Source organism: Kordia sp., from assembly GCF_965283645.1.
GTDB lineage: Bacteria > Bacteroidota > Bacteroidia > Flavobacteriales > Flavobacteriaceae > Kordia.
In genome coordinates this window covers 3,059,276-3,083,095 of record NZ_CBDIPG010000001.1, presented here as the reverse complement: position 1 = coordinate 3,083,095, position 23,820 = coordinate 3,059,276, and the positions used below count along the sequence as shown (strand labels likewise).

Here is a 23,820-nt window from a genome sequence, read left to right as displayed (position 1 = left end):
CTAACATCTAACATCTAACATCTAACATCTAACATCGCCTAAATATCATCAAAATCAACTGCAATCGTAGCGGTAGTTGGATGTGCCTGACAGGCTAAAATCATTCCTTCTTCCAACTCACTATCGGTTAAAATCTGGTTCTTCTCCATAATTGCCTTTCCTTCAGTAACTCTGCAAATACAACTGCTGCAAATTCCTCCTTGACATGAATACGGTGCGTCAATTTTTTGCTTCAAAGCGGCATCCAAAATAGTTTCGCTTGCGTCCATTTCAAATGTAAAATCCTCATCATCAACCAAAATAGAAATTTTTGTCTTTCCAGTTACAGCTTCAGCGGCTTCGTTGGTTTCAGCAGAAGACGTAAACAACTCAAAGTGAATTGTATCTTCAGCAACACCATTACTTTTCAAAGTATCTGAAACCGTATGAATCATTTCTTCTGGTCCGCAAATATAATACTGACTAAAATCAACGTCTTTCATTTGATTCTTAACAACATAATTCACGGAAGCACCATCAATTCGTCCTGCCAAGGCGTTCTCTTCACGTGTTTGACTAAATGCAAATTTCAAATAAAAATTAGGATACTTTTCTGTCAAAGCAATCAATTCATCATAAAAAATAGTTTCTGCTATAGACTTATTTCCGTACAAAAGCGCAACTGTATTTCCATAATCCAAAGCAGTTTTCAAAATGCTCATAACTGGTGTAATTCCACTACCAGCGGCAAACAAAGCCAAAGCTCCTTTATGAGAAGAAGGTGTATATAAAAACTTTCCTTCTGGCGGATGCACTTCCAAAACAGTTCCTACGGTTAACTCTCGGTTGGCATATGTAGAAAACGTTCCATCAGTTACTTCTTTAATGGCAACTTTTACGCTATTCTCTTTTGGCGTAGAACACAATGAATATGCTCTGCGAATTTCTTCACCATCAAAGGTTTTTTTAATCGTAATATATTGTCCTGATTTAAAAGAAAACTCAGGTTCTAAAGCGGCTGGAATGGTAAATTCAACACTTACAGCGCTTGGTGTTTCTCTATGAATATGACGTACTTCTAACTGACGAAAATCTGACATTGTGTAATCTATTTTAATAAAAATGATCGCAATTTGCGAATAATTCTGCAAAAATAAACAAACAAACAAGGCTTTTAAAGGGAATTGACAACAAATTATACCTAAAAAACTTATGCATAAGAAAATTATGTATATATTTGAATAAGAAATAAAACCATGGGAAACTCAAAACTCTACAAAGGAAGCCTGCATACAATCATTTTAAAACTCTTGGAAGAGAACGGAAAAATGTATGGATATGAAATTACGCAAAAGGTAAAAGAAATCACCAATGGAGAACTCAACATTACGGAAGGTGCGTTATATCCAGCATTACACAAACTTGAAGCGGAAGAATTGCTTGATGTTGAAGTTGCCAAAGTAGACAATCGCTTGCGCAAATATTACAAGCTTACCGAAAAAGGAAGCAAAGAAACGGTGAGCAAATTGAAAGAATTAGAAGATTACATCCGAAACATGCACACGTTGGTAAATGCCAAATGGAGTATAGAATAATTGAAAAAGTAATTAGATACTAGTATTGAGTATTGAGAAATAGGTTGTTTTACAAACAACTGTCACATTGAGCGCAGTCGAAATCAACAAATCAACAAAGTCAATTATAAATGGTAAATGTTGAATTTTAAATAAAAAAGTACAAATAAATCCAAAACCGAAACAACGGAACACAATAGAAAACATGAAACTTACAAAAGACGAAATACAAACCATTGATGAATATTTACAACGAAGTGGTGTAAGCTATTGGGACGTTCGTATTGAGCTTTTGGATCACTTTATTGAAGCCATTGAAGAAAAAATAGCGACAACCGAACTTTCTTTTGATGAAGCATTAATGGAAGTAACAGTTGCTTTTGGAAATGATATTCAAGAACGTCATTTATTAAATAGAGATAAAACAGTAGTACTTTTTTCTGGAATATTTTCAAACAACAAAGGTTTTAAAGAATTAGAAGAAGAAAAACGTAGACAAAACCGAAAGCAATATGTACAGTTATTAATAAAAAAACTAAAAGAAAACTTCTTTTCGTTACGTTTTTATACTGAATACCTATGTTTTATACTCATGACATACGTAGTTTTTCAATACGATACAAAATGGGGTTTAGTTGCGGCAGGAATATGGTTAACCATAGAAATTTTTAAAACACTCATGACTACAAAAAAGCACAAAAAATTTGCACAAGATTCGTTGCGTGGAGAAATGAGCTCAAAGGTAATATCAGTATTTTTTGGAATCAGTATCCATACATTTGCATTTATCTTTACAACTCCTGGGTTGGAATCCAAGAATATATTTTGGTTTCTATTACCAATGTTGCTGTTTTATCCTATCATAAAAGCTAGTTTATCAATTCACAAAAAAATATACACTCAATACAAAAAGTACAAAGAGCTAATTTCGGTATAAAACCAGAGCAAAAAATCTATGAAATTAACGCAACAACGAATACAATACATTGATGATTACTTGCGAAAAAGTGGCGTCCAATTTTGGGATGTTCGCTTAGAAATATTGGATCATGTTGCTACGGGCGTAGAAGAAAAAATGACGCATGAATCCATGAGTTTTGAAGCCGCGTTGGAAGCAATTACGATCTCTTTTGGAAATGAAATTCGCCAAGGATATATCTTAAACAAAGATAATACAAAATGGATTAAATCTACAAAGTATGCAACAGGTGAAGGTTTTGAAAAACTACAACGCGAAAAGCAAAAACAAATAAGTAAAAAGCATGCGAAAGCATACTGGAAACAATTTATAAACTTATTTACATCGGTGCAATTTTATATAGAATTTGCCCTCATGATTCTGTCAATTTTTGTGATTTCAAAATATTCTGAAAAATGGGCGTTAACCGTTGGGTTTGTCTATCTTTTTTATCCGTTTATATCAATCATCTATAAATCAATAAAAGGGCAAATTCCTAAAAAATCATTACACATTAATATGTCTATGGTTGGTGTTTTTATGTGGATAAATATTTTCAGTCTAGTGCCTAATATTTACAAAAGTTATTATGATGAAAAGATGGAATTTCAACTATTTGCATGGATGCTTATTCTATTATTTCCACTTATCAAAGCAAGTTTTATTAGATATGATAATGTCTGTAAAGAATATAAAAAATACTATGACTTAATATCAAATTAACTCCTAAAACTGAATTGCACAAAGAACATGAAACTCACAGCAACACACATAGCAGAACTATACAAATTCACACGTGAACACTACGTAGAATATTACGATTTGCAAACCGAATTGGTCGATCATTTGGCAAACGGAATTGAAAAACGTTGGGAACACAATCCACAACTTTCTTTTGATGATGCGCTCAATTTAGAATTCAAAGAATTTGGAATTTTCGGATTCAATGATATCATCGAAAAGTATAGTGAAAGCATGTCAAAAAGATACATAAAATTTATATTTCGTTTCATGCGAGAATACATCAAGTTGCCAAAAATAATAGGAACGCTTTGTGCTATATTAGCATTATTCTGCATGATTCGGTACAGCGCTGTCAGCACATGGATTGCTGGAATTTTATTTATCATGGTGTGTTTTTCTTTTTTCTTTCAAGTGTACAACAACGATTCCAGCTATAAAAAAAGACGAATAGAAACAGGGAAACGATGGAAATTAGAAGAAATGATCCACAAAACTGGTCATAGCGGTTTTTATGTACTAAACTTTTACCACTTGATACACTTTTCGGATATTATAAAAACGGATTATATTGTAATGCAATTACTCATAGCAATTTTTCTAGTATTTATTTCCTTATTCACATATATTAGTACCAATGTATTGCCGCAAAAAGCAGAAGAACTGCTGCGTGAAACCTATCCAGAATACGAACTTGTTGATTAAGGTGTAACAAATTTGAAAAATTGACACTAACTACATGTAAACCCAATCCAAAAAAAACAAAATGGTCAAAAAATTTCTAAGCTTACAGTGGAAAGAATTTGTAAGATCTTCCGCTTTTCAAAAAGGAATCGCCATCAAAATACTATTAGTACTAGCCGCTTTATACTTTGGAGGTTGTGCTTTGGTATTAGGAATTGGACTCTTTTTTATTGTAAAAAAAACAGTTCCAGATATCGATCCAATCATAGTAGTGAACAACTTCATCATTTATTGGTTTCTAATAGATTTATTATTTCGATACTTCATGCAGCAAATGCCTGTAATGAACATTAAACCATTAATGATAATTCCAATCAAAAAGAAAACCATCATTCACTTCTTACTTGGAAAAACAACGGTTTCCTTTTTCAACATCTTACCACTATTCATATTTATACCATTTAGTATTGTATTGCTATTTAATGGATATTCGGCACTGAATGTAATTCTGTGGTTTATTTCTATAGTAGCCATTACACAAGCACTAAATTTTTTAAACATTTTAGTAAACAAAAGCAATACGGTATTTTACATCACCGTAGCATTGTTAGCTGCTTTTGTCGCTTTGGAATATTTCCAAATCTATGCAATATCTGAATTCTTCGGAATGCTGTTCAACGGACTATACAATCATCCGTACTTAGCAATCATTCCAATTGCGTTGGCATGTTCTCTATACTATTTAAACTATAACTATCTATACAAACGTTTCTATTTAGACGGCGCCATTTCTAAAGAAGTAAAAGAAGTAAAAACATCTGATCTTTCTTGGTTAGATCGTTTTGGAACATTGGCAACATTCTTAAAAAATGATGTACGAATGATTTGGAGAAATAAACGACCAAAACAAGTACTATTCATGTCATGCATGTTTCTGTTTTACGGATTAATATTTTTCACACAAGATGTATATCGCGAAATGCCAGCAATGTTAGCATTTGCATCACTATTCATAACGGCAGGATTTCTATTCTCGTTTGGGCAAATGGTGCCTTCTTGGGATAGTGAATATTACAAAATGATGATGAGTCAAAATATTCCATACCGACAATACTTAGAATCAAAATGGTACCTAATGGTCTTAGCAGTATTAGTTTCATTCATACTTAGTACGCCATACATTTACTTTGGTTGGGATATTTTTGGAATGATTGCCGCAGGCGCATCTTTCAACATCGGAATCAACTCGTTTGTAACACTATTTGGTGGCGCACTCAACAGAGTTCCTGTCGAATTAAATGCCAAAGCAAAAGCATTCAGCAACACACAAGGATTCAATCCTACGCAATTACTAATTGCATTACCAAAAATGTTATTACCTGTATTATTACTCTACATTCCTTACTTCTTTTTTGGATTAACAACAGGAATTATTTGCTTAGGAGTAAGCGGAATAATTGGACTATTATTCAGAAACTTTTTCCTAAACAAAATTGAACAAGTATATCAAAAAGGAAAATACAAAACCATTGCAGCTTTCGGCGAAAAAAAATAATCTACTAAAACAACGACAATGATTTCAATACAAAATATATCAAAAACATACGGAGAAAATACCGTACTCAAAATAAACTCATTAGACATTCCAAAAGGACAAAGTTTCGGATTGGTCGGAAACAATGGAGCTGGAAAAACAACCTTATTCAGCTTGTTATTGGACCTAATTGAACCTTCAAGCGGATACATCAGTAATAAAAACATAAGAGTGCACGAAAGTGAAGCCTGGAAACCATTTACATCATCATTTATAGACGAAAGTTTCCTAATTGGATACCTAACTGCAGAAGAATATTTCTACTTCATTGGAGAACTCAGAGGAAAAAATAAATCGGATGTTGATGCGTTGTTAGCACAATTTGAAGACTTTTTCCACGGAGAAATTCTAAACCAGAAAAAATACTTGCGTGACTTAAGTAAAGGAAACCAAAAAAAGGCAGGAATTGTTGCTTCTTTCATTGGCGATCCTGAAGTTATCATCTTAGATGAACCTTTTGCAAACCTAGATCCTACAACGCAAATTCGTTTAAAAGGAATCATCAAAAAACTTGCAGAAGACAAACATGTAACGGTTTTGGTTTCCAGTCACGATTTAATGCACGTCACGGAAGTTTCGGATCGAATTGTAGTACTAAACAAAGGTGAAGTTGTAAAAGACATTCAAAAATCAGAAGCAACCCTAAAAGAATTAGAAGCCTTCTTTGCAGGATCAGCCGGAGAAACTTTAGAAGCCTAATAATTTGGGCGTTCCCACACTAAAAAAATGCACACCTAAATAGTGTGCATTTTTTTAGTGTGGTCAGGCTATCCGCTTTTCCTCTGAAAACTCTAAAAAACCATTCAGCTGATTTATAGTTATTTACAATTCATGGAGTTAATTACGAACAGGTAATCGTATTCGTTTGTGTATTCTTATTTTATTAAAAAATACTTTTCAAATTTAAACAAAATCATTCTAATTCTTTTTAGAAAACTAAAATTATATCTCTAAGTAGTTAGCTTTCCTCTAAATAGTTATTCTTTAAATTTGGTTTAAGATTTCCAAATCATTGTAACGTTACTATCTCTTTCTACACTAATTCAATAAGGAAAACCGTAAGATTTAATAAAGAATTATTTTTTTCTTTATAGGCTATTTCAAATATAACAGCAATCAATAAAAATAACAGTCACTATTAATGCAAAAAATCAATGATTACGAAATAATTGACCAAATAACTTCTTATGGAGAAAACCTAAAACTGTGGCTTACGGAAGATAACTCTGGTTCAGAATTTGAAATCTTCACAATACAATTGAAATCTGAATATAAAAAAACGATAGATCGAATATTTAAAAATGAAATAAATCCATTTATCAATGAAAATATATTTGGAGTTCAGAAAGTCATTGAAACAGGATTTGATAAAGTAAACAACAAATACTATATCGTTTATGAGAATAGTCAAGAAGACTTTTTCCAAATAGAAGATTTCAACAAAAGGAATTTTTTAAATCTTGTAAAGACATTAAATCTTCTCAAAAGTAAAAACAGATACGGGTTTGTATTGAATGATGAAACGGTATTATTAAATAATAATGATGAAGTACTCATAAAATACATTGGATTATTTGAAATTTTCAAGCTTTACCACGCACTTGACGAAGGTTTTTTATCTCCCGAAATTATAGCGAATCAAAAACCGAAAATACAAGACGATATCTTCGCGATAGCGACTCTATATCAAGAGTATTTAGCTAACAAAGCCAATATAATTCCCAAGAGTTTAGCGAAAGAACGAATAGATCGGTACAAGAAATATTCAGAACTTATAGATGATATAAATGAAATTAAAGAGTCATTAAATATTTCAGATACAAGAAATACTATCAAAATCAAATCAAATGTTTCAGATGATGACTTTGAGCCAATAATAAAAGAAATGAATGAAGTCTGTTATTGGACTATTGAAACTGAAAAATCTAAACAAGGTCAAATTATGGGGCAGTTTAGTACAGAAAATTATTCAGGACGTTATTATGTTGATCCGCAGAACTATCTATTTATTCCTTATATAAATGATCGTTATGAAAAAACAATAAAGATTGGTTCAATTGCAAATTTCAGTTTCGCATTAGATTACACAAGTTTTGATTGTTTTGAATTCTTTCAAGATAAATATGATGAGAAAAATAAATTGGCTAGTCAATATAAAAGTCACACAAATACTTTAGAAGAGTGGCAAGCACTTCCTAAAGAAGAAAAAAAGTTCATAGAAGAAAAAGCTTTTAAAGCAAACTATGTTGAAAGAGTTGAAACGAGAGATAATCAACAAAATATACGATTTAACTTAACGGAAGATTTTATTGATTGGGATGAAATTAGAAAACTCAAAAAGGAGAAAGTTGTTTTATATATCGACGATTCTGAGATTGGAACAATTCTCGACTTTGATTCATCAGATCAATCATTAATTTTAAAAGACACGAAAGTTGATCTTGAAGAAATTCCAGCTAAAGGAAAACTTATACAAGATGTAACACAAGAAATAAGTCAATACAAGAAACAACTTGAAGCTTGTAAGCAATTCAAAGAAAGAACTATTGAAAATCCAGAGATTATCGGAATTTTGACAACTCCCGAAAAAACTCCAACATTCAATCGTATTGATTTTGATTATGATGATTTTGAAGAAAATCTTAAATCGGATAAATTAAAAAATGATGAAAGTCAAAAGGAAGCCGTTTTAGAAGCTTTACATAGAAAACCAGTATTCCTTATACAAGGACCTCCAGGAGCAGGAAAAACGACTGTTATTGTAGAATTAGTAGAGCAATTGGTAGCTAAAAATTCTAATTGTAAAATATTAATTACTTCCCAATCAAATTTAGCAGTTGACAATGTATTGGAAAGACTTCCCAAAGAAATTTTATTTATGCGATTGGCAAGTAATGAAGTTGTAGAAAATGATAGTATACAGCAAGATGTCAAAGCACATTTGTTTGAAAACAAGTTGAACCATTGGATTCAGCAAACACAATCAAAATCTATTGAGAACCTGAATAGCAAAATTGGAGCAAGATCAAAAAATAAAGCACTAATCAAATTTTATTCATTTTACAGCAGAATACAAAAAAGCAATGAAAAGGAAGTCTTGAACGAATTTTTCAAAAGATTGAGAACTAGTCCAAGCTATATTAAGAAGCTATTCAAAGATGTAAATACAAAGAAATCTATTGAAAATATTTTCAAAAAAGAACTAGGAACAACTAATCTAAAATTATTACAACTACAAAAAGAATGGTTTGCTTTTATTTCTAATGCAACAACAGAAGGGAAATCAGTGTTAAATAATGGAAGTACAACCATAGATTTAGGAACAGCGTATGCAATGTCCATGAATGTTTTTGGAGCGACTTGTATTCATATCGCAAGTTCAAAGTACCGAAAAATCAATTTAAAATTTGATTATGTTATCATGGATGAAGCTAGTAAAGCTTCACCTGCGGAAACACTTGTACCAATAAGTATGGGGCGCAATATTATTATGATTGGTGATCACAAACAATTACCACCTGTAATCACGAGAGAAGAATTAATAAAAGATAAAGTTAAAAAACAGCTTGATGATAATGGATTAGACTTTGAAAAGACATTTGGGAAAAGTTTATTTGAAAAATTGATTACTTCATTTGAACAAAATCCAAGCTTGGAACCATACATAAAGATGTTAGATATTCAATATCGAATGCCAAGACATATAGGAAATTTAATTTCAAATCATTTTTATGATAAAAAACTAAAGAATCCTAATGTAGAAATTGATATCTTAAATACCTATGATGATGATAAGTCACATGGGTTAAACTTAAAGAAACCTTTAGTTCAAATAATAGAAAATCAAAAAGCAATAGAAGTTCCCAATTCCATAATATTTATAGCTACTTCAAATAAAAATAAACCAAACGATAATGGAAATAAGTTCGATAGGAAAAATTATTGTAACGCAAGAGTTATTGAAGAAACTCTTCAAAAATTGAATGAACTTTATCACGGAAACTTAGATAAGGATAAACCTTTCAATATTGGTGTTATTGCAGGTTACAGAGGGCAAGTTAATTTATTAAGGAATCAAATAAAACATGAGAAATATTCAAACTTCAATATCAAAAAGGATAATAATTCTAAATCATTAATTGAAATAAATACAGTAGATAAATTTCAGGGATCGGAGCGAGACATAATTATTTATGATATTGTGAGAAGTGACAGTAATAAAAGTATATTAGGTTTCCTTCAAGATTATCGTAGAATAAATGTAGCGCTTTCAAGAGCAAAACGCTTGTTAATCATTGTTGGAGATAGTGAATATATTTTGAAAAGAGCTATGTTATATAAAGATGATAGATTCAATGATTTCAAGCTTAAAAATATTATCAAAGAAATAGAGGAACAAGGATTGATTTATAACTCATTAAAAGAAGCTTTAAATGGATAAGAAATTTCAAGAGAAAATATTTAATAAGTTTAAAGATCATAAAACAACAGAGGATTTCGCGTTAAAGACTATCAAAGAAATGTTTATTCCGTTTTGGCAGTGCAAACAGAAAATTGTTGTTGAAAAAAATGTTGAAATTGATCGATTCAGTAAAATTATTTTAGAATTAATTAATAATGATGTTTCATCACACAAAGCGATCTGTGATTTTTTAGGAATTAAGGATACTGATTTTGCGATCATGCAATTTCATTATTTATTAAAAAATGAATTGATGACTGAAAGTATTCAGAATGATGAAATAATTTATAAAGTTACACACATCGGAAATGAATTTTTAAGAAATAAAACTAAAATTCAGAATTTAGAAACAATTGATTTTGAATACTATTATAGCGATCTAACACAAGATTTTTTTGATATAAATAAAAGAATAGATAAAGGAGTTTCGCAAAAGAGCAAAAGATTTTTAGGATATAAAATATTTCAAACTCATAAATTGAATAATAGCGTCGAAGAGTTTCTGACACATAAAAATAGACCAACTTTAAACGTAGTGAAACAGAATGATTTTGTTTCTTTTTTTAACAACCAAAAAAAGGATAGTACTTTTTATGACTTTGAAGACAACACGATTGAATCACATAAAAGTTCAATTAAATTTCTATTGCTAGAATACGAGAATGATGAAGATAGTCAGAAAGAATATGAAATAAGACATTCTAAAAATAGTGTGTGCCAATTTGAAGGATATACATTAGAATCTAAATTGTCTTCAGCTGTAACTAAATATTATCAATATTAAAATAACGACACACTTAATATAGTTTAACAATCACAATAACTAGGTTTTTTCATACTTTAGCCAAAACTTTATATTTAGGATAATTGACTGTAATTTTTAATAAATTTAAGCTGTGAATTCAAAATTGATATTTTCTGGACATGAAACATTCCACTGCAAAAATTTGTGGTTGAAAAAAGGATTTGACTTTGTGAATAACAATGGAAAATTTACAGATGAAGCTTGTATTGATTTAGGAGTTGGTAGAAACATGGTAAACTCAATTCGTTTTTGGTTAAAAGCATTTAACGTAATTGATTTAGAAAATGAGAAAAACACGGAAATAGCTGACTTCATATTTAATGAAGAAAGTGGAAAAGATAAGTATCTAGAAAATGAAACAACATTATGGTTACTTCATTATTTATTAGTGTCACAAGAGTATTCATCCATTTACTCCATTATCTTCAATCATTTTAGAAAGATAAAACCTGAATTTGATAAAGACAACTTTGTTTCGTACATGTTGAGTGAAAATTCTAAAATAAATAAAAATACATTAGGTAAAGATTTTTCAATCTTTCTAAGAACCTATTATTCAAAAGATATCAAAAATATTGAAGATAGTTTTTATGGATTACTATCTGATTTATCCTTAGTTCACGAAATTAAAAAAGATACTAGCTTAAAATTTTACATTCAAAATGCTACTGAAAATAGTATTCCATTGGATTTAGTTTTGTTTGTGATATTAGAAAATCAAAACTATGGGCAATCCATAAGTTTTAAACAATTATTCAATGATTTCAATAGTGTAGGTAATATTTTTGCTTTTACCCAAGAACAATTGGAAAAGAAATTAATTCAAATTTCTGAAAAATATTCAAGTATCTTATACACAAATGATGCAGGCGTTAAAGAATTACAGTTTAAAGGTAATAAACCTAATTCTTTAAAAATATTAGAAAAATGCTATGAGTAAAAATCAATATATATCTTCTACTAATATTATTAGAGATGAGAATAGAGAAGTAAATTATATACCGACAAGGAATACGAATTCAGTTGCTAGATTGATTCTTGATGAGTTCAATAATGGCACACATTCTTTTAGCATTATTGGTTCTTATGGAACAGGAAAATCTTCTTTTCTTTGGGCATTTAATAAAAGTTTATCAAAAAATGATACGACTAACTATTTCGACTTCCCGCAAAGTGATATAAAATTTGTAAAAACTATAAATATTGTCGGAGAGTATAATTCTCTAATAAGTTATTTTGAATCTCATTTTTCTCTAAAGAATAATCTTAAGGGGAATCAGAAAATATTTGACGCTTTATATCAAGAGTATGAAGTAATCAAGAAAAAGAAAGGAATTTTATTAATATGTATTGATGAATTTGGAAAATTTTTAGAGTTCGCTTCAAAAAATAATCCTGAAAGAGAAATGTATTTCATTCAGCAATTGGCAGAATTTGTAAATGATCCTGACAGAAATATTATTCTTTTAACAACGGTACATCAAGCAATAGATTCATATTCCTATAACTTAACAGATGTTCAAAAAAATGAATGGGCAAAAGTAAAAGGAAGATTAAAAGAAATTACATTTAATGAGCCTGTTGAGCAATTGCTATATATGGCTTCTGAATATTTTGCTTCAATTTATGGGAGTAAAAAAAGGAATGAAAAGTATCTCAATAAATTAATTCAGATTAATGAAAATCATAATTGCTTTAAAATCACAAATTCTTATTTAGAAGATATTGTCAACAAACTATATCCGTTAGATTTATTTTCAGCAATTGTATTGACACTTTCGCTTCAGCGTTATGGTCAGAATGAACGATCTTTATTTTCATTCTTACAAACCACGGATCATTTAGGCTTAGAAGAATTAAAGTCGGATGAATTATTTGATTTGACTAAAGTTTATGACTATTTGTTAGTAAACCTATATGCTACACTTGTTAGCAAATTGAATCCTGATTATGCCTCTTGGGCATTAATTAAAGAATCTATTGAGAAAGCAGAAGCAAAAGTAGATACAGATCAAAATATAGCTTTAGATTTAATTAAAAGTATTGGGTTACTCAATTTATTCTCTAGCAAAGGCGCTTCTTTAGATGAAAAATTATTTGGAAACTATTTTTCAGTAAAGTATGGTGTTAAAAAAGTAAAAACATCATTAAAGCAATTAGTGAGTTTAAAAATCATTAGATACAACACATTCAATAATTCCTATAAACTATACGGTGGAACTGATTTAGATATTGAACAAGAGATGTTAAATGTATCTAATCGAGTGAATACGGAAATAGATGTTGTTAGCAAATTAAGTGAAGCATTTAGTTTTTCAGTTCTAGTAGCTAAAGAATTTTTATATAAAACAGGAACTCCAAGATTATTTCAATTTAGAATTAGCGAATTACCTATAAAAGACAATCCAATCAACGAAATTGATGGTTTTATAAATCTAATCTTTAATGAGAATTTAACTGATGATGAGCTAATTTCTTTCACTAAAGAAAATGAGGAAGTAATATTATACGGTTTATACAGAAATACTGCTACAATCAAAAAAACATTGATAGACATTGCGAAAACTGAAAAAGTGTTGAGTGAAGTTGATACTGATGATAAATTTGCAATTAAAGAGTTGAAAAGTATTCGAAAAAGTCAGAAAGCATTGTTGAATCATTATGTATTAGATTCTTTGTATTCTGATAAAATTGATTGGTTCTTTAATGGAGAAAAAGTTGAATTTAGTAATAAGCATACATTCAATAAATTTCTATCTGAAATATGCTTCAAAATCTATCAAAACACTCCAAGTATCAACATGGAGTTGATAAATAAACATAAAGTTTCAGGTTCAATTAATTCAGCTCGCAAACAGTATTTTTTCAGATTAGTTAATCATTGGCAGGAAAAAGATTTAGGATATCCTGAAAGTAAATTTCCTGCTGACAAAACAATATACTGGAGTCTAATAAAGAATACGGGGATTCATAGAAAACAAGATCAAGGCTATGTGCTAACCAAACCAAATTCGAGTGATGAAAATTTCAATAAAGTTTGGGATAAGTGTGAAACATTTCTTTTGAATGCTAAAAACGAACCAAAACAAATAACGGAACTAATAAATACATTAAAATCTAAACCTTATAAACTAAAACAAGGTGTCATAGATTTTCTTATTCCTACGTTTCTATTCACAAAAAGAGGAGACTATGCACTTTATAACGTAGATAGTGGATATATTCCATATTTAGATGAGTCTAACTTGTATTTAATTACAAGAAATCCTTTTGAATATTCGATCAAGTCTTTTGAATTAAGCGATTTAAGATTGACACTTTTTAATAAATATAGAAGATATCTAAATCAAAACTCAGAAGACAAACTATCTAATGAATCATTTGTAGAAAGTATAAAACCATTTTTAGTGCTCTATAAAAGTCTTGAGCCGTATTCTCAAAACACCAAGAAGCTTTCTAAGGAAGCATTAAGTCTAAAGGAAGCTATTGCAAACGCTAAAGATCCTGAGAAAGTCTTTTTTGAGCAATTTCCTCAAGCAATAGGATATGATGTAAAAGAATTAGTCGTTAATGAAAAACTTTTTGATGAATACATTCTGAAATTTCAAAAAACGATCATAGAAGTTAAAGATTCCTATGCAGAACTTCTAACTAGATTTGAAAAATACATTACGGGTGAAATTTTAGGATATAAGGCTCGCTTTCCAAAGTATAAAACATTGCTGCAAAAAAGATTTGCATCCATCAAAGAACATCAAGTATTACCATCGCAAAAAACATTTTTGCTTCGTGTAAATTCTGAATTAGACGATAGAGATAGTTGGTTAAATTCTATTTGTTTCTCATTAATCTCAAAGCCTTTCAATAAAATTTCAGATAAAGATGAGATTTTATTAAAAGAGAAACTTAATTTTATTGTTAAAGAATTAGACAACCTTTGTGAAATAAAAAACCTTAACTTTGATGAAGCCACTGAAGATATATATAAAATTGATTTCACATCTACTTCAAGTGGTTTAAAAAATCATTTAGTTAGAGTTTCCAAAAAGCAGAAACAAGAGATAGAAAAGAATATAGCTTCTTTGTCAGACAATCTAACGGATGATAAGCAACTAAGAATTGCAGTATTGAGTGAACTATTAAAAAGAGAATTGGATGAGTAAGCTACAACATGTAATGGGAATTTCGGGAGGAAAAGATAGTGCGGCTTTAGCAATTTATCTAAAAGATAACTACCCGAGTTTTGATTTTAAATATTATTTTACTGATACAGGAAAAGAACTTGATGAAACCTATCAATTAATAGATAATCTTGAAAGTTATTTAGGCATTAAAATCAATCGTTTAGAAGACAAAAAGATCCTAAGTACAGGAGAAGATCCTTTTGATTTTCATTTCAAGTCTTTTCGAGGATATCTTCCTTCTCCGCAATCAAGATGGTGTACGGCTTTAATGAAATTGAAACCTTTTGAAAAATTTGTAAAAGGAAAACCAACGGTTTCTTATGTTGGAATAAGAGGCGATGAACAAAGAGAAGGTTATATATCTAAAGAATCCAATATTCAATCAATTTTTCCTTTCAGAAAAAATATTTGGAGTCAAGATGTTTTAAGAAAGATTTTTGACCCAAAAAACCAAGAGCAAATGCTTGAATATTTTGGAGAATATTTTAATGGGAATAAACTTGATAAGATAAATGATATATTCTCTAAACCTATTTCGTTTGATAGAAATTACAGACTAGAAGCAGAGCGAATTATTAGAGATAAACTTGATGCGTTACTACCATTTGGAATTATTGAATACAATAAATCAATTTTTAAATATCTAAAAACGACCAAATATCCCCTTTCTATTGAGGAAGACTATCCGTTATTAGAAAATGAAGACAATCTCGTCAGAGACGATATTTTTAGAATTTTAAGAGAAAGCGGCGTTGGAGTTCCTGCCTATTACAATAAAGTTGAATACGAAATAGATGGACAAATTGGGGAATATGCAAGAAGTCGATCAGGTTGTTACTTTTGCTTTTTCCAGCAAAAAATTGAGTGGATATGGTTGTACGAGCAACATCCTGAAAAATTTAAAGAAGCAATGAAATATGAAAATGAAAAAGAAATGTTTACGTGGGTTGCCAACGAATCTTTAAAAGAATTAATTCAACCTGAAAGAATAAGAGAAATAAAATTAAGTAACCTAAAGCGTGCAAATAAAGAAAAATCAAAAGACTCTAAGCTATTGTTAGATAAATTGATTGATGCAGAAGATGGCGCTTGTACAGCTTGTTTCATATAGCGTCTAGCGTATCATAAACAGTATCTTCACTAATATTTAATTTTGAAGCATAGCCTTCTTGAACTTTTACTAATTCATTTTCGGTTAGTAATTCTTTATCATATAAGTAAATTAATAAAAGTCTAGTGATTACTGAATTGTTCATTATCATTTTATTCTCGATATGATTCCACATTATACCACGCCAAGGAGTGTTATTCAATGTAAAATCAATTGAATCAAATTTTTCAATAATTTCTTCGAGTTCTAGATTATTTTCTCTTTCTTTTATAACTAATATTGCACTTATTAAAGGTAATAGTCCAACAGGTCTGAAAATTAAATTTCCACCAGTATTATTCCTATAATTCATTGCCATATTAGTATCTGTATTAGTGTATTCTTGCACGACAGAAAGTTTATTCTCAAAAGAAGTCCAAAAATTAACTATATAGGATTTAAAATCTCTTATTACTTCAACTTGAGGTCGAAACTTCAGAAACTCTTCATTGAAATTTTTCTTTGTTGGCTTCTTATCAAACTTTTGTTGGAAATAAAATTTCGCAAGTAAAATATTTGCTTGGTATAATGTAATAATTGAAGTTATCGCATCAGTATTTGTTCTTGGTATAGCTTTGTTTTTTATATCTACAATTCTACGACCTTTGAATAATTCAAAATTCTCTAAGAGACTTCTTGTGATAATAGCAACGGTATCATCTTCATCTAAAGCTATTATGTCTCTCAAAGAAACTGGTTTTGCATATCTATTTAGAGTTGTAAATAGTCGTCTTGTCTTTTCTTTATTGTTATTATCATGTCCAATAAAAATAACACTAATTTTATTTATTCCTAATTCAGGGTTTTCTTCTAATGCGGCTTTGATTCCTTCTACTCTATGTTGCCCATCAACAGGAAATATTTTATGTAGTCCAGGGAAACTAAGAAGCCCTATACTATTATATTCATCTTCCTCGTAACTTACTTTTATTTCTTCCCAATTAGGATAATTATCATAAACTGCTAATACTAGAGAACTGAAAAACATATTTGGTTGATTCAATATGTAGTTCTTAATACTTACGTAATTCTCAGTTATACTTCTTTGAATTAAATCTCTTAATGTTTCAGAAGTATGAAGTTGGTCATCAATTGGAGAAACAAAGTCTCTAATCTGATTAAATGTAAGTGTGGTTACATAATATGTAAGTTCTCCAATTTTTGATCTTAGTGCTGGTATTTTCATTTCATCAATTTAAAAAGCCGCAACTGCTTGCCTTATTTCTACATCAGGTATTTCACTATTAAAAGGAAGTAACAAAGAATTAATAATCTTCTTTTCTAAGTCAACTATTTCAATATTTTCGTCAATCGTGATAAAACTCAAATATAACTCATTTCCCCAATACTTCAACATTTTAGTGATTAAGGGTCGTTCATCACTTCTTAGATATTTAGTAAAATACTCTCTACATCTCTTTCGCAAGTTTTGATTAGCGGTATATTGCGCTCTACCAATGTATACAGGATATTCAGTAAGTTTATTTATAACAGAACATTTTATTGTAAAAAGATACAATCCACCACAATTATTGGGTACTGTATTAATTTCATCACTAAAACTTGAACAATCATTATTAAGATACTTAATTGTTGTCCAGTTTTCATAATTCAAATCTAAAGGAGAAAAGTCATATTTCCTCCATAAATCTTGATGTAGCTTATAGGGTAAAGTTTTGCTTAATATTTCTTCCCCAAGTTGAAACGCGCTTGTAATCATAAATTTTATATCATTTTTTATTTAATCTGCCAAACCTTGCATCATTTCTTCCATTCCACCATAATTAAGAATAAATGTGGAATAGTAATTGTCAAATAAGTCTTTAAGATAGTCAGCTAAGTCTACTTCTTCAAATTTTTCCTGCCCTTCTTTTTTCTGTGTTACTTCGTAGCCTTTATTTTTTGTAATTGTATATAAAAATAAAGTGTGAAAATACACAGCGGTATAATATTTTCTATTTGAAAGTTCTATTTGTTCCTCATTCGGGTTTTTGTGTTTAGATTTAAAGTTTTTAAGAACGGTACTATCCATGTTTACAAAAATTCGGTTCAAATTAGCTCCTTCAGCTTCAGGAATCATTACAGTAGCATAATCCATTGTAATGCTTGTCGCTGCCTCAACATCTTCCCATGAGACTACATCATCTCCTTTTTCTTCTTTATTTTGATAAGCAAATACTAAACTAGGCAATCCTAAAGGCTCATTGTCATCTTCATCTTTTGATATTGCTTCTTTCTTCTTTTCAGGATCAGAAATCTTAACCCAAAATATCTCATCAAAATCACCATTTGGAGAAGTTAAAGTGGTTTTAATTTGTACTGAATCTCCAACTTTTAAGTCATCCTTTGGATTTAGATTAATTCGAATTGTACCTTTATTGGGACTGCTTTTATTCACATTAAAATACTCACTTATTTCTTTCGGTTCTCCAATATCATTTCCGCCTTCTGCCTCATTTGGTTTAACACTTAAAATTGCTATTTTCAATTCTCCAGGATCATCAGTTCTATCAAAATATTCATCTTCACAATCTGTACTGAATCTAATCGTTTTTTCTCCGTTTATTGGGATTTTAGCAACTTCGGTATCTCCTTTAACTTTTGAATTAATTTTAAATTGTGTTGGATATCGCTGTGGATTAAATGAAATGTCTTCTTTCTGTTGATTGGGTTTCTTAGACTTATTAGGGTTCTTTTTTTCTTTTTGAGCGTCTAATTTAAAAGTATCTCCTAAAAGCTTCATCAAATCAGAGTTAAACGGTAAACTTCTTGTGAAATTTTTAAGTAGTTGATTTGTGTTAGAAGATGTATCAATATCAACAGCTTGCTTCCTTAACTTTTGAATTTCATTTAAACGTCCATCTTTTGAACTCAGTTTTGCAGCTAGATAATGTCTTAATTGTTGTGTTTCATCTCCATCTTTTAATCTATCACGAGAAGCCATAAAAAGTTCCTTACGAAACTCATATTTCATATTTGTACAATCGACATGAATCAATAAATGATTTTTAAGAAGATTAAATTTTAACGAACGAGAAATAAATTCTGAAGTATAAAAACCATGAACCTGACCGTTCATTGAAAACATCACTCGCATATTATTCTTGAAATATCTTTTCTGTATTACCTCTTTAGACTTCTTTAAATCATATTCTCTGACTTTAGTTTTAAAAACGTAACAAGAAACTTTCATTCTGTCAAACAACTCGTCCTTGTAATTTTCAGAAAAACTATCAGAAATGTAAATATCCTTTTCTTCTGTAAGACGTCTTTTCAAACCAAATAAATCCTTAGATAGCACTTTATTATTAGGATATCTTTTTTCAGTATCCTTTGTCAGCATCGGTAATGCAGGACTAAATAAAAATTCATTAACACTTTGGTTTAAATCTTGGGCAAAGCCAGAATATCCTTTAGGAAACTGATAAGAATACATTTTGATAATAGTTCCCGTTTCAAATTTTCTATTTTCTAAACCTAAATCTAAATTATCAATAGGGAAAGAGGGTATTTTTCCATCAATCAGAAGATATTCATACCAAGTTTCTTTTGAGCGATCACTTTCTGTTTTTGGATGCTCCCTTATAAGTGTAAACCCGAAATCCCCTTTATTATCATATCTTTTGGAAGCAATCAACTGATACCTTTTTTTGCCACAGAAGACTATCGCGCCACTGCCACCCATATTATACTTTCCTTGAACAAAATGGACATCGTTCTTATTTCCTCTTAATAAAGAGAGAAACGTAGTTTCAAAATCTTGAGGATGCTGACCTTCTCCATTATCATAAATAATTACGGAAGTTGGGTATTGATTTTTTTTATTTTTTGGACCATTTCCATCAGCAATAATCTGAATTTCTTCAGCTTGCTTTTTTCTAAAAGATTGTATGTCCCAATTATTTTTGGGATAGAATTTAGTTATTGCTTCCTCCATTGATTTTGGAGCTTTATCAGATTTAGGATTAATACCTAATTCTAAACATCTTTTTGTTAAAATAGCATCAATTGAGTTCGTAGTCTTTTCTATTAAAGCAGCAACAGGATTAGATTGTTGATTTTTTACAACTCCATAATTGCTGTCGATATCCCCAAGGGGCTTCCAGTTTTCGTTTTTAAATAGATCTTCATTTTTTTCAATGAATGAATGCAGTTCGGATTCGTCTTTTGAATTAAAAATACTTAAAAAAAGGGCGTTCAAATTTAATTGGTGCATAGTCTACTATTAGTTGAAAACAAATGTACCAAAAAAAAGTAAAATGAAAATTTAATCCTAGTGTTCTTGTGAGATTTTATTTCTTATTGTTTTCCTTTATGATGTCTTTTTTATCATAAAGAAATGCGTTTCCTTTTTTAACAAATTTAATTTTTCCATCTTGACGTAGGTGCATTAATTCACATGAAGAAATTTTTAATTCTTTCATGGTTTCCTTGCTATTCAAAAAAAGTTCTTGATCGCTCATAATTGTTTTCAATAAAGTTTAAAGTTATTATTTTTCTCTTAGCAATCATAATTGAATTTTAGTGCGCATATCAATAATCTCATCCAATTAAGGAAAACCGTAAGGAAATTATTTTTATTTTACACAATCCACTTCAAGACTTAAACCATAGATATTTTACGGTTTTACTATATTCTTTAGAATGTCTTAATTCTAACTTTGTAATTGGTGATTATTTGACTTAAAAATTAGTGAAATAATAGTTTTAAAATACTGAAATTTAATGATTTGAGATTATAAATACTTCGCGATTATTATTACTTTACAAGTAAGTAATAATTAATCTAAAAAGTATTAACATGAAAAAATTATCATTATTAGTATTAGGACTTTTATTTATGAATTTGACAAGTTGTAATCCCGAAGCTTTAAACGAAGAAGATAACAACACAATTGAAGCCATTGACAAAAAAGATATTCAACATCCAGACGACAGGTAGTAAATTATTAGTTTTAATCATTTTGATTGGTGCTGTAATTGGTTTCACAGCACCTTTCATTCACATTTTTTTAGATAAAAAATCAGAAGTTGAAGTTTTCGGTTACTACAATGCACGAATGTTTTTCTACGCAATTGGTGTCCCAATTACTTTATTTATAAGTAGCGTTGCTACCTATTTCTCATCATTATTTATCCATATAGCCTTGTTTAGAAAAATAATGATATTTATTTCATTTATGCTGATGTCAATATCAATTTATTATATTACTTGGTCGTTATGGGCAAGAAATGATTTTGATGAATTTTACTATTACACATCAATTATCATTCTATCACTTTTGATAAGCTATTTATTTATACTTTTCATTAAAAGAACAACAAAAAATGCAGTAAGGCTATCCAACATCGCTAGAAATATTAAAGTATTACAAGATGATTCTAAAAGAATTAGCGATATAGCTTCAATAATGCCAGCGAAAGAAGAAACAATAACTTACAAAGCTTTAATTGATATAACAGGAGAAGATATAAATGTCACTATTCAAGAAATTGTTAATGAAATTAATAAAGATTAAATTTCTGTCTTGTAATGAACGATGATGAACTGGAAAATATCAAAAATGAGCTTCTCAAAAAGTTAGAATCTGAATTCAAAGAGTCTGAAACGCTTCAATGGTTTATTGAGGTGGAGATAAAAAGATTGACTACCAAAGAAACCAACTATGAAGAAGTTAAAAAAATTGCACGTTTGGCTTCCTCAATTTTAAAAAACAAGAAAAAGTAAACTTTAACTTTTATCTTCTGTATTTTTAATTTCATTTTTTTCTAAACTTTCCGAAGCATCTGTGTTGTTTAATTTATCTAAGGATTTGGTTGTAATAAAGTCGTTTATCTCTTTGCCTATTATCAATTTCAAAGCTTTTCTGATTTTTTCATCATTTACCAATGCGTTTAATAAAGATAAGCTAAAATCACTTACCTGTTCAATATCATTAGTTTCATTTCTATTATCAGTATACATATTTCCCTTACCTGTAAGAAGCCAAGTAGGATTGATTTCTTCGTAAGTATTGAGATATTTTTCGATATTCAATTCAGTTAAGCCTGTTTTTTTATCTAAAACACCATTTGAAATACCAGTTTCAATATAAAATTGACGCTTGCTAATTCCTTTATCCTCAATGTGTTTAAGTATTCTTGATTTTATTTTAGAGTAAAATCGCTCCATATTTTGTAATTATTGAGATAAATATCTATATTTGTATAGGTATTTATATATTTATAAGGCTGTGATGGGTACATTCTTTGCTTTTCATGTTAATACCTAAAGAGTTGTTCATTCACAGTCTTAAAATTTCATAAATATTTAATTAGTATTAGCCTAGCAAGATACTAAAATTTAAAGATTGTGTTTACTTATTATAATTTTAAAAAAGGGAATAATCCCCTCCAAAAAAGGGGAAGAATACTCTTACCTAAATGCAATTTTCATTTTTTTTCATAGTTATAGTTTTATGGTTGTAAATAGTGAAATTCCTCCTAATTCTCAAAAAATTGTGTTGCAGTAATTTATGGGAATGCCGAAAACCATTTCAAAGAGTAGGCAATTAATTTAATTATTTACAAAATGAAAAAATTATTTTCAGCATCTTTGGTGCTATTATTGATGTTTTCTACGATGAGTTTTAGTGCTTCATTATTAGAAGAAGAAATTATTGAAGTTGAAACTTCTGAGGAGTGTGAAGATAGAGCGTATATCGTCATGCACCAATCACTTAATGCAGGGTATTCAATTGAAGCAGCTACATTTCACATGAATGCAGCTTACGCATTATGTGAAGGTTACACAATGCAAGAAATATTGGATGCTAATTAAACAAAATGAAAAGGCTACCTTTAATGGTAGCCTTGTATTAAAAATAACTATGATGAAAAAAATATATTTGTTACTTATTATTTGTTGCTTATTTAATTCTGTTCTCTATTCCCAATCTAATGAAAATGTTGCTGGTCACATAGTATATAAGTTTATTCAAAATCAAAGAGATTCAACAAAGAAAAAAAATGAATTTGATAAGCTTAACGATGAACTTATGCGACAATCCAAAGGCATAACATTTAATTTAAAGTTTAAGGGTAAAAAATCATATTTTTATATAGATGAAGTTTTAGAAAATGATGTGTCTCCTATGGGACACAGCCACGCAAAAATTGTTGTTGGAGGTGGCAATTATTTAACGGATCTTCAAAATAAGACTGTTTTTAGACAAACGGACTCTTTTGGAGAACGATTTTTAGTTACCTCAAATACTCTCTCTTCATCGGATTGGACACTTACCAAAGAGAGTAAAATGATTGGTAAATACAAATGTTACAAGGCATATAAAACAAAAACAATCATTAATCCTGCTAAAAAATTTACATTCAATATTGTTGCTTGGTATGCACCCCAAATTCCTGTAAATTTTGGAATTAAAGACTTTAATAATTTACCAGGTTTAATATTAGAACTGCAAGATTCACATTTCACTTTTTATGTCTATAAAATAAATTTTTTAAGTGAAGATGAAGTTGAAATTCCTATTCTAAAAGGTGAAAAAATCACAGAAGAGGAATACAAAAGACAAATTGAAAAAATGAATGGTATTATAATATCAGATAAAAAAAACTAATTAATGTTTAAAAAGTATTCAATTGTTTATTTGATAATACTTTTAGGATTCTTTCAGAATGTTTTGTGTCAGA

22 protein-coding genes are annotated in these 23,820 nt (G+C 29.5%); 16 read left to right on the top strand and 6 right to left on the bottom strand.

Annotated features, from left to right (window positions below; all coding sequences use genetic code 11):
- Positions 1-38 precede the first annotated feature (38 nt).
- A complete protein-coding gene (locus ACQ654_RS13565; protein WP_430410873.1) occupies positions 39-1,079 on the bottom strand; it encodes a 2Fe-2S iron-sulfur cluster-binding protein in 1,041 nt (346 codons plus the stop codon).
- A gap of 156 nt (positions 1,080-1,235) precedes the next feature.
- Between ACQ654_RS13565 and ACQ654_RS13560 the strand changes: the two genes are divergently transcribed.
- From ACQ654_RS13560 to ACQ654_RS13510, 11 genes are all read left to right on the top strand, one after another.
- Positions 1,236-1,574 carry a PadR family transcriptional regulator gene (locus ACQ654_RS13560; protein WP_430410872.1) on the top strand — a complete coding sequence of 113 codons (339 nt, stop codon included), beginning with the start codon at positions 1,236-1,238 and terminating at the stop codon, positions 1,572-1,574.
- A 184-nt stretch (positions 1,575-1,758) separates the two neighbouring features.
- Positions 1,759-2,490 carry a hypothetical protein gene (locus ACQ654_RS13555; RefSeq protein ID WP_430410871.1) on the top strand — a complete coding sequence of 244 codons (732 nt, stop codon included), beginning with the start codon at positions 1,759-1,761 and terminating at the stop codon, positions 2,488-2,490.
- Between the two features lie 18 nt (positions 2,491-2,508).
- Complete coding sequence (locus ACQ654_RS13550; RefSeq protein ID WP_430410870.1) at positions 2,509-3,234, top strand: hypothetical protein; 726 nt, start codon at positions 2,509-2,511, stop codon at positions 3,232-3,234.
- 27 nt (positions 3,235-3,261) lie between these two features.
- Positions 3,262-3,957: a hypothetical protein gene (locus tag ACQ654_RS13545; protein ID WP_430410869.1), complete on the top strand. Its 696-nt coding sequence runs from the start codon at positions 3,262-3,264 to the stop codon at positions 3,955-3,957.
- A gap of 61 nt (positions 3,958-4,018) precedes the next feature.
- Positions 4,019-5,491 (top strand): DUF5687 family protein, encoded by a 1,473-nt coding sequence (locus ACQ654_RS13540; RefSeq protein WP_430410868.1) that lies wholly within the window; start codon positions 4,019-4,021, stop codon positions 5,489-5,491.
- 18 nt (positions 5,492-5,509) lie between these two features.
- Positions 5,510-6,229, top strand: coding sequence for an ABC transporter ATP-binding protein (locus tag ACQ654_RS13535; RefSeq protein ID WP_430410867.1), 720 nt, complete (start codon positions 5,510-5,512; stop codon positions 6,227-6,229).
- Between the two features lie 442 nt (positions 6,230-6,671).
- A complete protein-coding gene (locus ACQ654_RS13530; protein WP_430410866.1) occupies positions 6,672-9,971 on the top strand; it encodes an AAA domain-containing protein in 3,300 nt (1,099 codons plus the stop codon).
- Positions 9,964-10,776, top strand: coding sequence for a hypothetical protein (locus ACQ654_RS13525; RefSeq protein ID WP_430410865.1), 813 nt, complete (start codon positions 9,964-9,966; stop codon positions 10,774-10,776). The genes ACQ654_RS13530 and ACQ654_RS13525 overlap by 8 nt, the downstream gene beginning before the upstream one ends.
- A 169-nt stretch (positions 10,777-10,945) precedes the next feature.
- Positions 10,946-11,737 (top strand): DUF4007 family protein, encoded by a 792-nt coding sequence (locus ACQ654_RS13520; RefSeq protein ID WP_430410864.1) that lies wholly within the window; start codon positions 10,946-10,948, stop codon positions 11,735-11,737.
- Positions 11,730-14,960: a hypothetical protein gene (locus ACQ654_RS13515; RefSeq protein WP_430410862.1), complete on the top strand. Its 3,231-nt coding sequence runs from the start codon at positions 11,730-11,732 to the stop codon at positions 14,958-14,960. The genes ACQ654_RS13520 and ACQ654_RS13515 overlap by 8 nt, the downstream gene beginning before the upstream one ends.
- On the top strand, positions 14,953-16,092 hold the full coding sequence (locus ACQ654_RS13510; protein ID WP_430410861.1) for a phosphoadenosine phosphosulfate reductase family protein: 1,140 nt from the start codon (positions 14,953-14,955) through the stop codon (positions 16,090-16,092). Before ACQ654_RS13515 ends, ACQ654_RS13510 begins: the two co-directional genes overlap by 8 nt.
- Here the strand turns inward: ACQ654_RS13510 and ACQ654_RS13505 are convergent.
- The 4 genes from ACQ654_RS13505 to ACQ654_RS13490 form a co-directional block, all read right to left on the bottom strand.
- Positions 16,085-17,317 (bottom strand): DNA sulfur modification protein DndB, encoded by a 1,233-nt coding sequence (locus ACQ654_RS13505; protein WP_430410860.1) that lies wholly within the window; start codon positions 17,315-17,317, stop codon positions 16,085-16,087. The genes ACQ654_RS13510 and ACQ654_RS13505 overlap by 8 nt on opposite strands.
- Before the next feature lie 9 nt (positions 17,318-17,326).
- On the bottom strand, positions 17,327-17,851 hold the full coding sequence (locus tag ACQ654_RS13500; RefSeq protein WP_430410859.1) for a hypothetical protein: 525 nt from the start codon (positions 17,849-17,851) through the stop codon (positions 17,327-17,329).
- Positions 17,852-17,872: 21 nt separating this feature from the next.
- Positions 17,873-20,347 (bottom strand): hypothetical protein, encoded by a 2,475-nt coding sequence (locus ACQ654_RS13495; protein WP_430410858.1) that lies wholly within the window; start codon positions 20,345-20,347, stop codon positions 17,873-17,875.
- 76 nt (positions 20,348-20,423) lie between these two features.
- Positions 20,424-20,594, bottom strand: coding sequence for a hypothetical protein (locus tag ACQ654_RS13490; protein ID WP_430410857.1), 171 nt, complete (start codon positions 20,592-20,594; stop codon positions 20,424-20,426).
- A gap of 338 nt (positions 20,595-20,932) precedes the next feature.
- Between ACQ654_RS13490 and ACQ654_RS13485 the strand changes: the two genes are divergently transcribed.
- From ACQ654_RS13485 to ACQ654_RS13475, 3 genes are read left to right on the top strand one after another with little or no spacing between them, the layout of a single operon-like run.
- The gene (locus ACQ654_RS13485) at positions 20,933-21,073 is read left to right on the top strand and encodes a hypothetical protein (RefSeq protein WP_430410856.1); all 141 of its coding nucleotides are present in this window, start codon (positions 20,933-20,935) and stop codon (positions 21,071-21,073) included.
- Entirely contained in the window at positions 21,036-21,650 is a 615-nt protein-coding gene (locus ACQ654_RS13480; RefSeq protein WP_430410855.1) for a hypothetical protein, read from the top strand. The genes ACQ654_RS13485 and ACQ654_RS13480 overlap by 38 nt, the downstream gene beginning before the upstream one ends.
- Before the next feature lie 14 nt (positions 21,651-21,664).
- Positions 21,665-21,859 carry a hypothetical protein gene (locus ACQ654_RS13475; RefSeq protein WP_430410854.1) on the top strand — a complete coding sequence of 65 codons (195 nt, stop codon included), beginning with the start codon at positions 21,665-21,667 and terminating at the stop codon, positions 21,857-21,859.
- 3 nt (positions 21,860-21,862) lie between these two features.
- Here ACQ654_RS13475 and ACQ654_RS13470 read toward each other — a convergent pair whose 3' ends face one another.
- The gene (locus ACQ654_RS13470; RefSeq protein ID WP_430410853.1) at positions 21,863-22,303 is read right to left on the bottom strand and encodes a hypothetical protein; all 441 of its coding nucleotides are present in this window, start codon (positions 22,301-22,303) and stop codon (positions 21,863-21,865) included.
- A 399-nt stretch (positions 22,304-22,702) separates the two neighbouring features.
- Between ACQ654_RS13470 and ACQ654_RS13465 the strand changes: the two genes are divergently transcribed.
- Entirely contained in the window at positions 22,703-22,951 is a 249-nt protein-coding gene (locus tag ACQ654_RS13465; RefSeq protein WP_298418097.1) for a hypothetical protein, read from the top strand.
- Positions 22,952-23,003: 52 nt separating this feature from the next.
- Positions 23,004-23,747 (top strand): GLPGLI family protein, encoded by a 744-nt coding sequence (locus ACQ654_RS13460; protein WP_430410852.1) that lies wholly within the window; start codon positions 23,004-23,006, stop codon positions 23,745-23,747.
- Positions 23,748-23,820: the final 73 nt, after the last annotated feature.

Excerpts from the sequence above, each read along its gene's own strand:
- ACQ654_RS13565 (WP_430410873.1), bottom strand. The coding sequence starts at position 1,079 with ATGTCAGATTTTCGTCAGTTAGAAGTACGTCATATTCATAGAGAAACA.
- ACQ654_RS13560 (WP_430410872.1), top strand. The coding sequence starts at position 1,236 with ATGGGAAACTCAAAACTCTACAAAGGAAGCCTGCATACAATCATTTTA.
- ACQ654_RS13555 (WP_430410871.1), top strand. The coding sequence starts at position 1,759 with ATGAAACTTACAAAAGACGAAATACAAACCATTGATGAATATTTACAA.
- ACQ654_RS13550 (WP_430410870.1), top strand. The coding sequence starts at position 2,509 with ATGAAATTAACGCAACAACGAATACAATACATTGATGATTACTTGCGA.
- ACQ654_RS13545 (WP_430410869.1), top strand. The coding sequence starts at position 3,262 with ATGAAACTCACAGCAACACACATAGCAGAACTATACAAATTCACACGT.
- ACQ654_RS13540 (WP_430410868.1), top strand. The coding sequence starts at position 4,019 with ATGGTCAAAAAATTTCTAAGCTTACAGTGGAAAGAATTTGTAAGATCT.
- ACQ654_RS13535 (WP_430410867.1), top strand. The coding sequence starts at position 5,510 with ATGATTTCAATACAAAATATATCAAAAACATACGGAGAAAATACCGTA.
- ACQ654_RS13530 (WP_430410866.1), top strand. The coding sequence starts at position 6,672 with ATGCAAAAAATCAATGATTACGAAATAATTGACCAAATAACTTCTTAT.
- ACQ654_RS13525 (WP_430410865.1), top strand. The coding sequence starts at position 9,964 with ATGGATAAGAAATTTCAAGAGAAAATATTTAATAAGTTTAAAGATCAT.
- ACQ654_RS13515 (WP_430410862.1), top strand. The coding sequence starts at position 11,730 with ATGAGTAAAAATCAATATATATCTTCTACTAATATTATTAGAGATGAG.
- ACQ654_RS13510 (WP_430410861.1), top strand. The coding sequence starts at position 14,953 with ATGAGTAAGCTACAACATGTAATGGGAATTTCGGGAGGAAAAGATAGT.
- ACQ654_RS13505 (WP_430410860.1), bottom strand. The coding sequence starts at position 17,317 with ATGAAAATACCAGCACTAAGATCAAAAATTGGAGAACTTACATATTAT.
- ACQ654_RS13500 (WP_430410859.1), bottom strand. The coding sequence starts at position 17,851 with ATGATTACAAGCGCGTTTCAACTTGGGGAAGAAATATTAAGCAAAACT.
- ACQ654_RS13495 (WP_430410858.1), bottom strand. The coding sequence starts at position 20,347 with ATGCACCAATTAAATTTGAACGCCCTTTTTTTAAGTATTTTTAATTCA.
- ACQ654_RS13490 (WP_430410857.1), bottom strand. The coding sequence starts at position 20,594 with ATGAGCGATCAAGAACTTTTTTTGAATAGCAAGGAAACCATGAAAGAA.
- ACQ654_RS13485 (WP_430410856.1), top strand. The coding sequence starts at position 20,933 with ATGAAAAAATTATCATTATTAGTATTAGGACTTTTATTTATGAATTTG.
- ACQ654_RS13475 (WP_430410854.1), top strand. The coding sequence starts at position 21,665 with ATGAACGATGATGAACTGGAAAATATCAAAAATGAGCTTCTCAAAAAG.
- ACQ654_RS13470 (WP_430410853.1), bottom strand. The coding sequence starts at position 22,303 with ATGGAGCGATTTTACTCTAAAATAAAATCAAGAATACTTAAACACATT.
- ACQ654_RS13465 (WP_298418097.1), top strand. The coding sequence starts at position 22,703 with ATGAAAAAATTATTTTCAGCATCTTTGGTGCTATTATTGATGTTTTCT.
- ACQ654_RS13460 (WP_430410852.1), top strand. The coding sequence starts at position 23,004 with ATGAAAAAAATATATTTGTTACTTATTATTTGTTGCTTATTTAATTCT.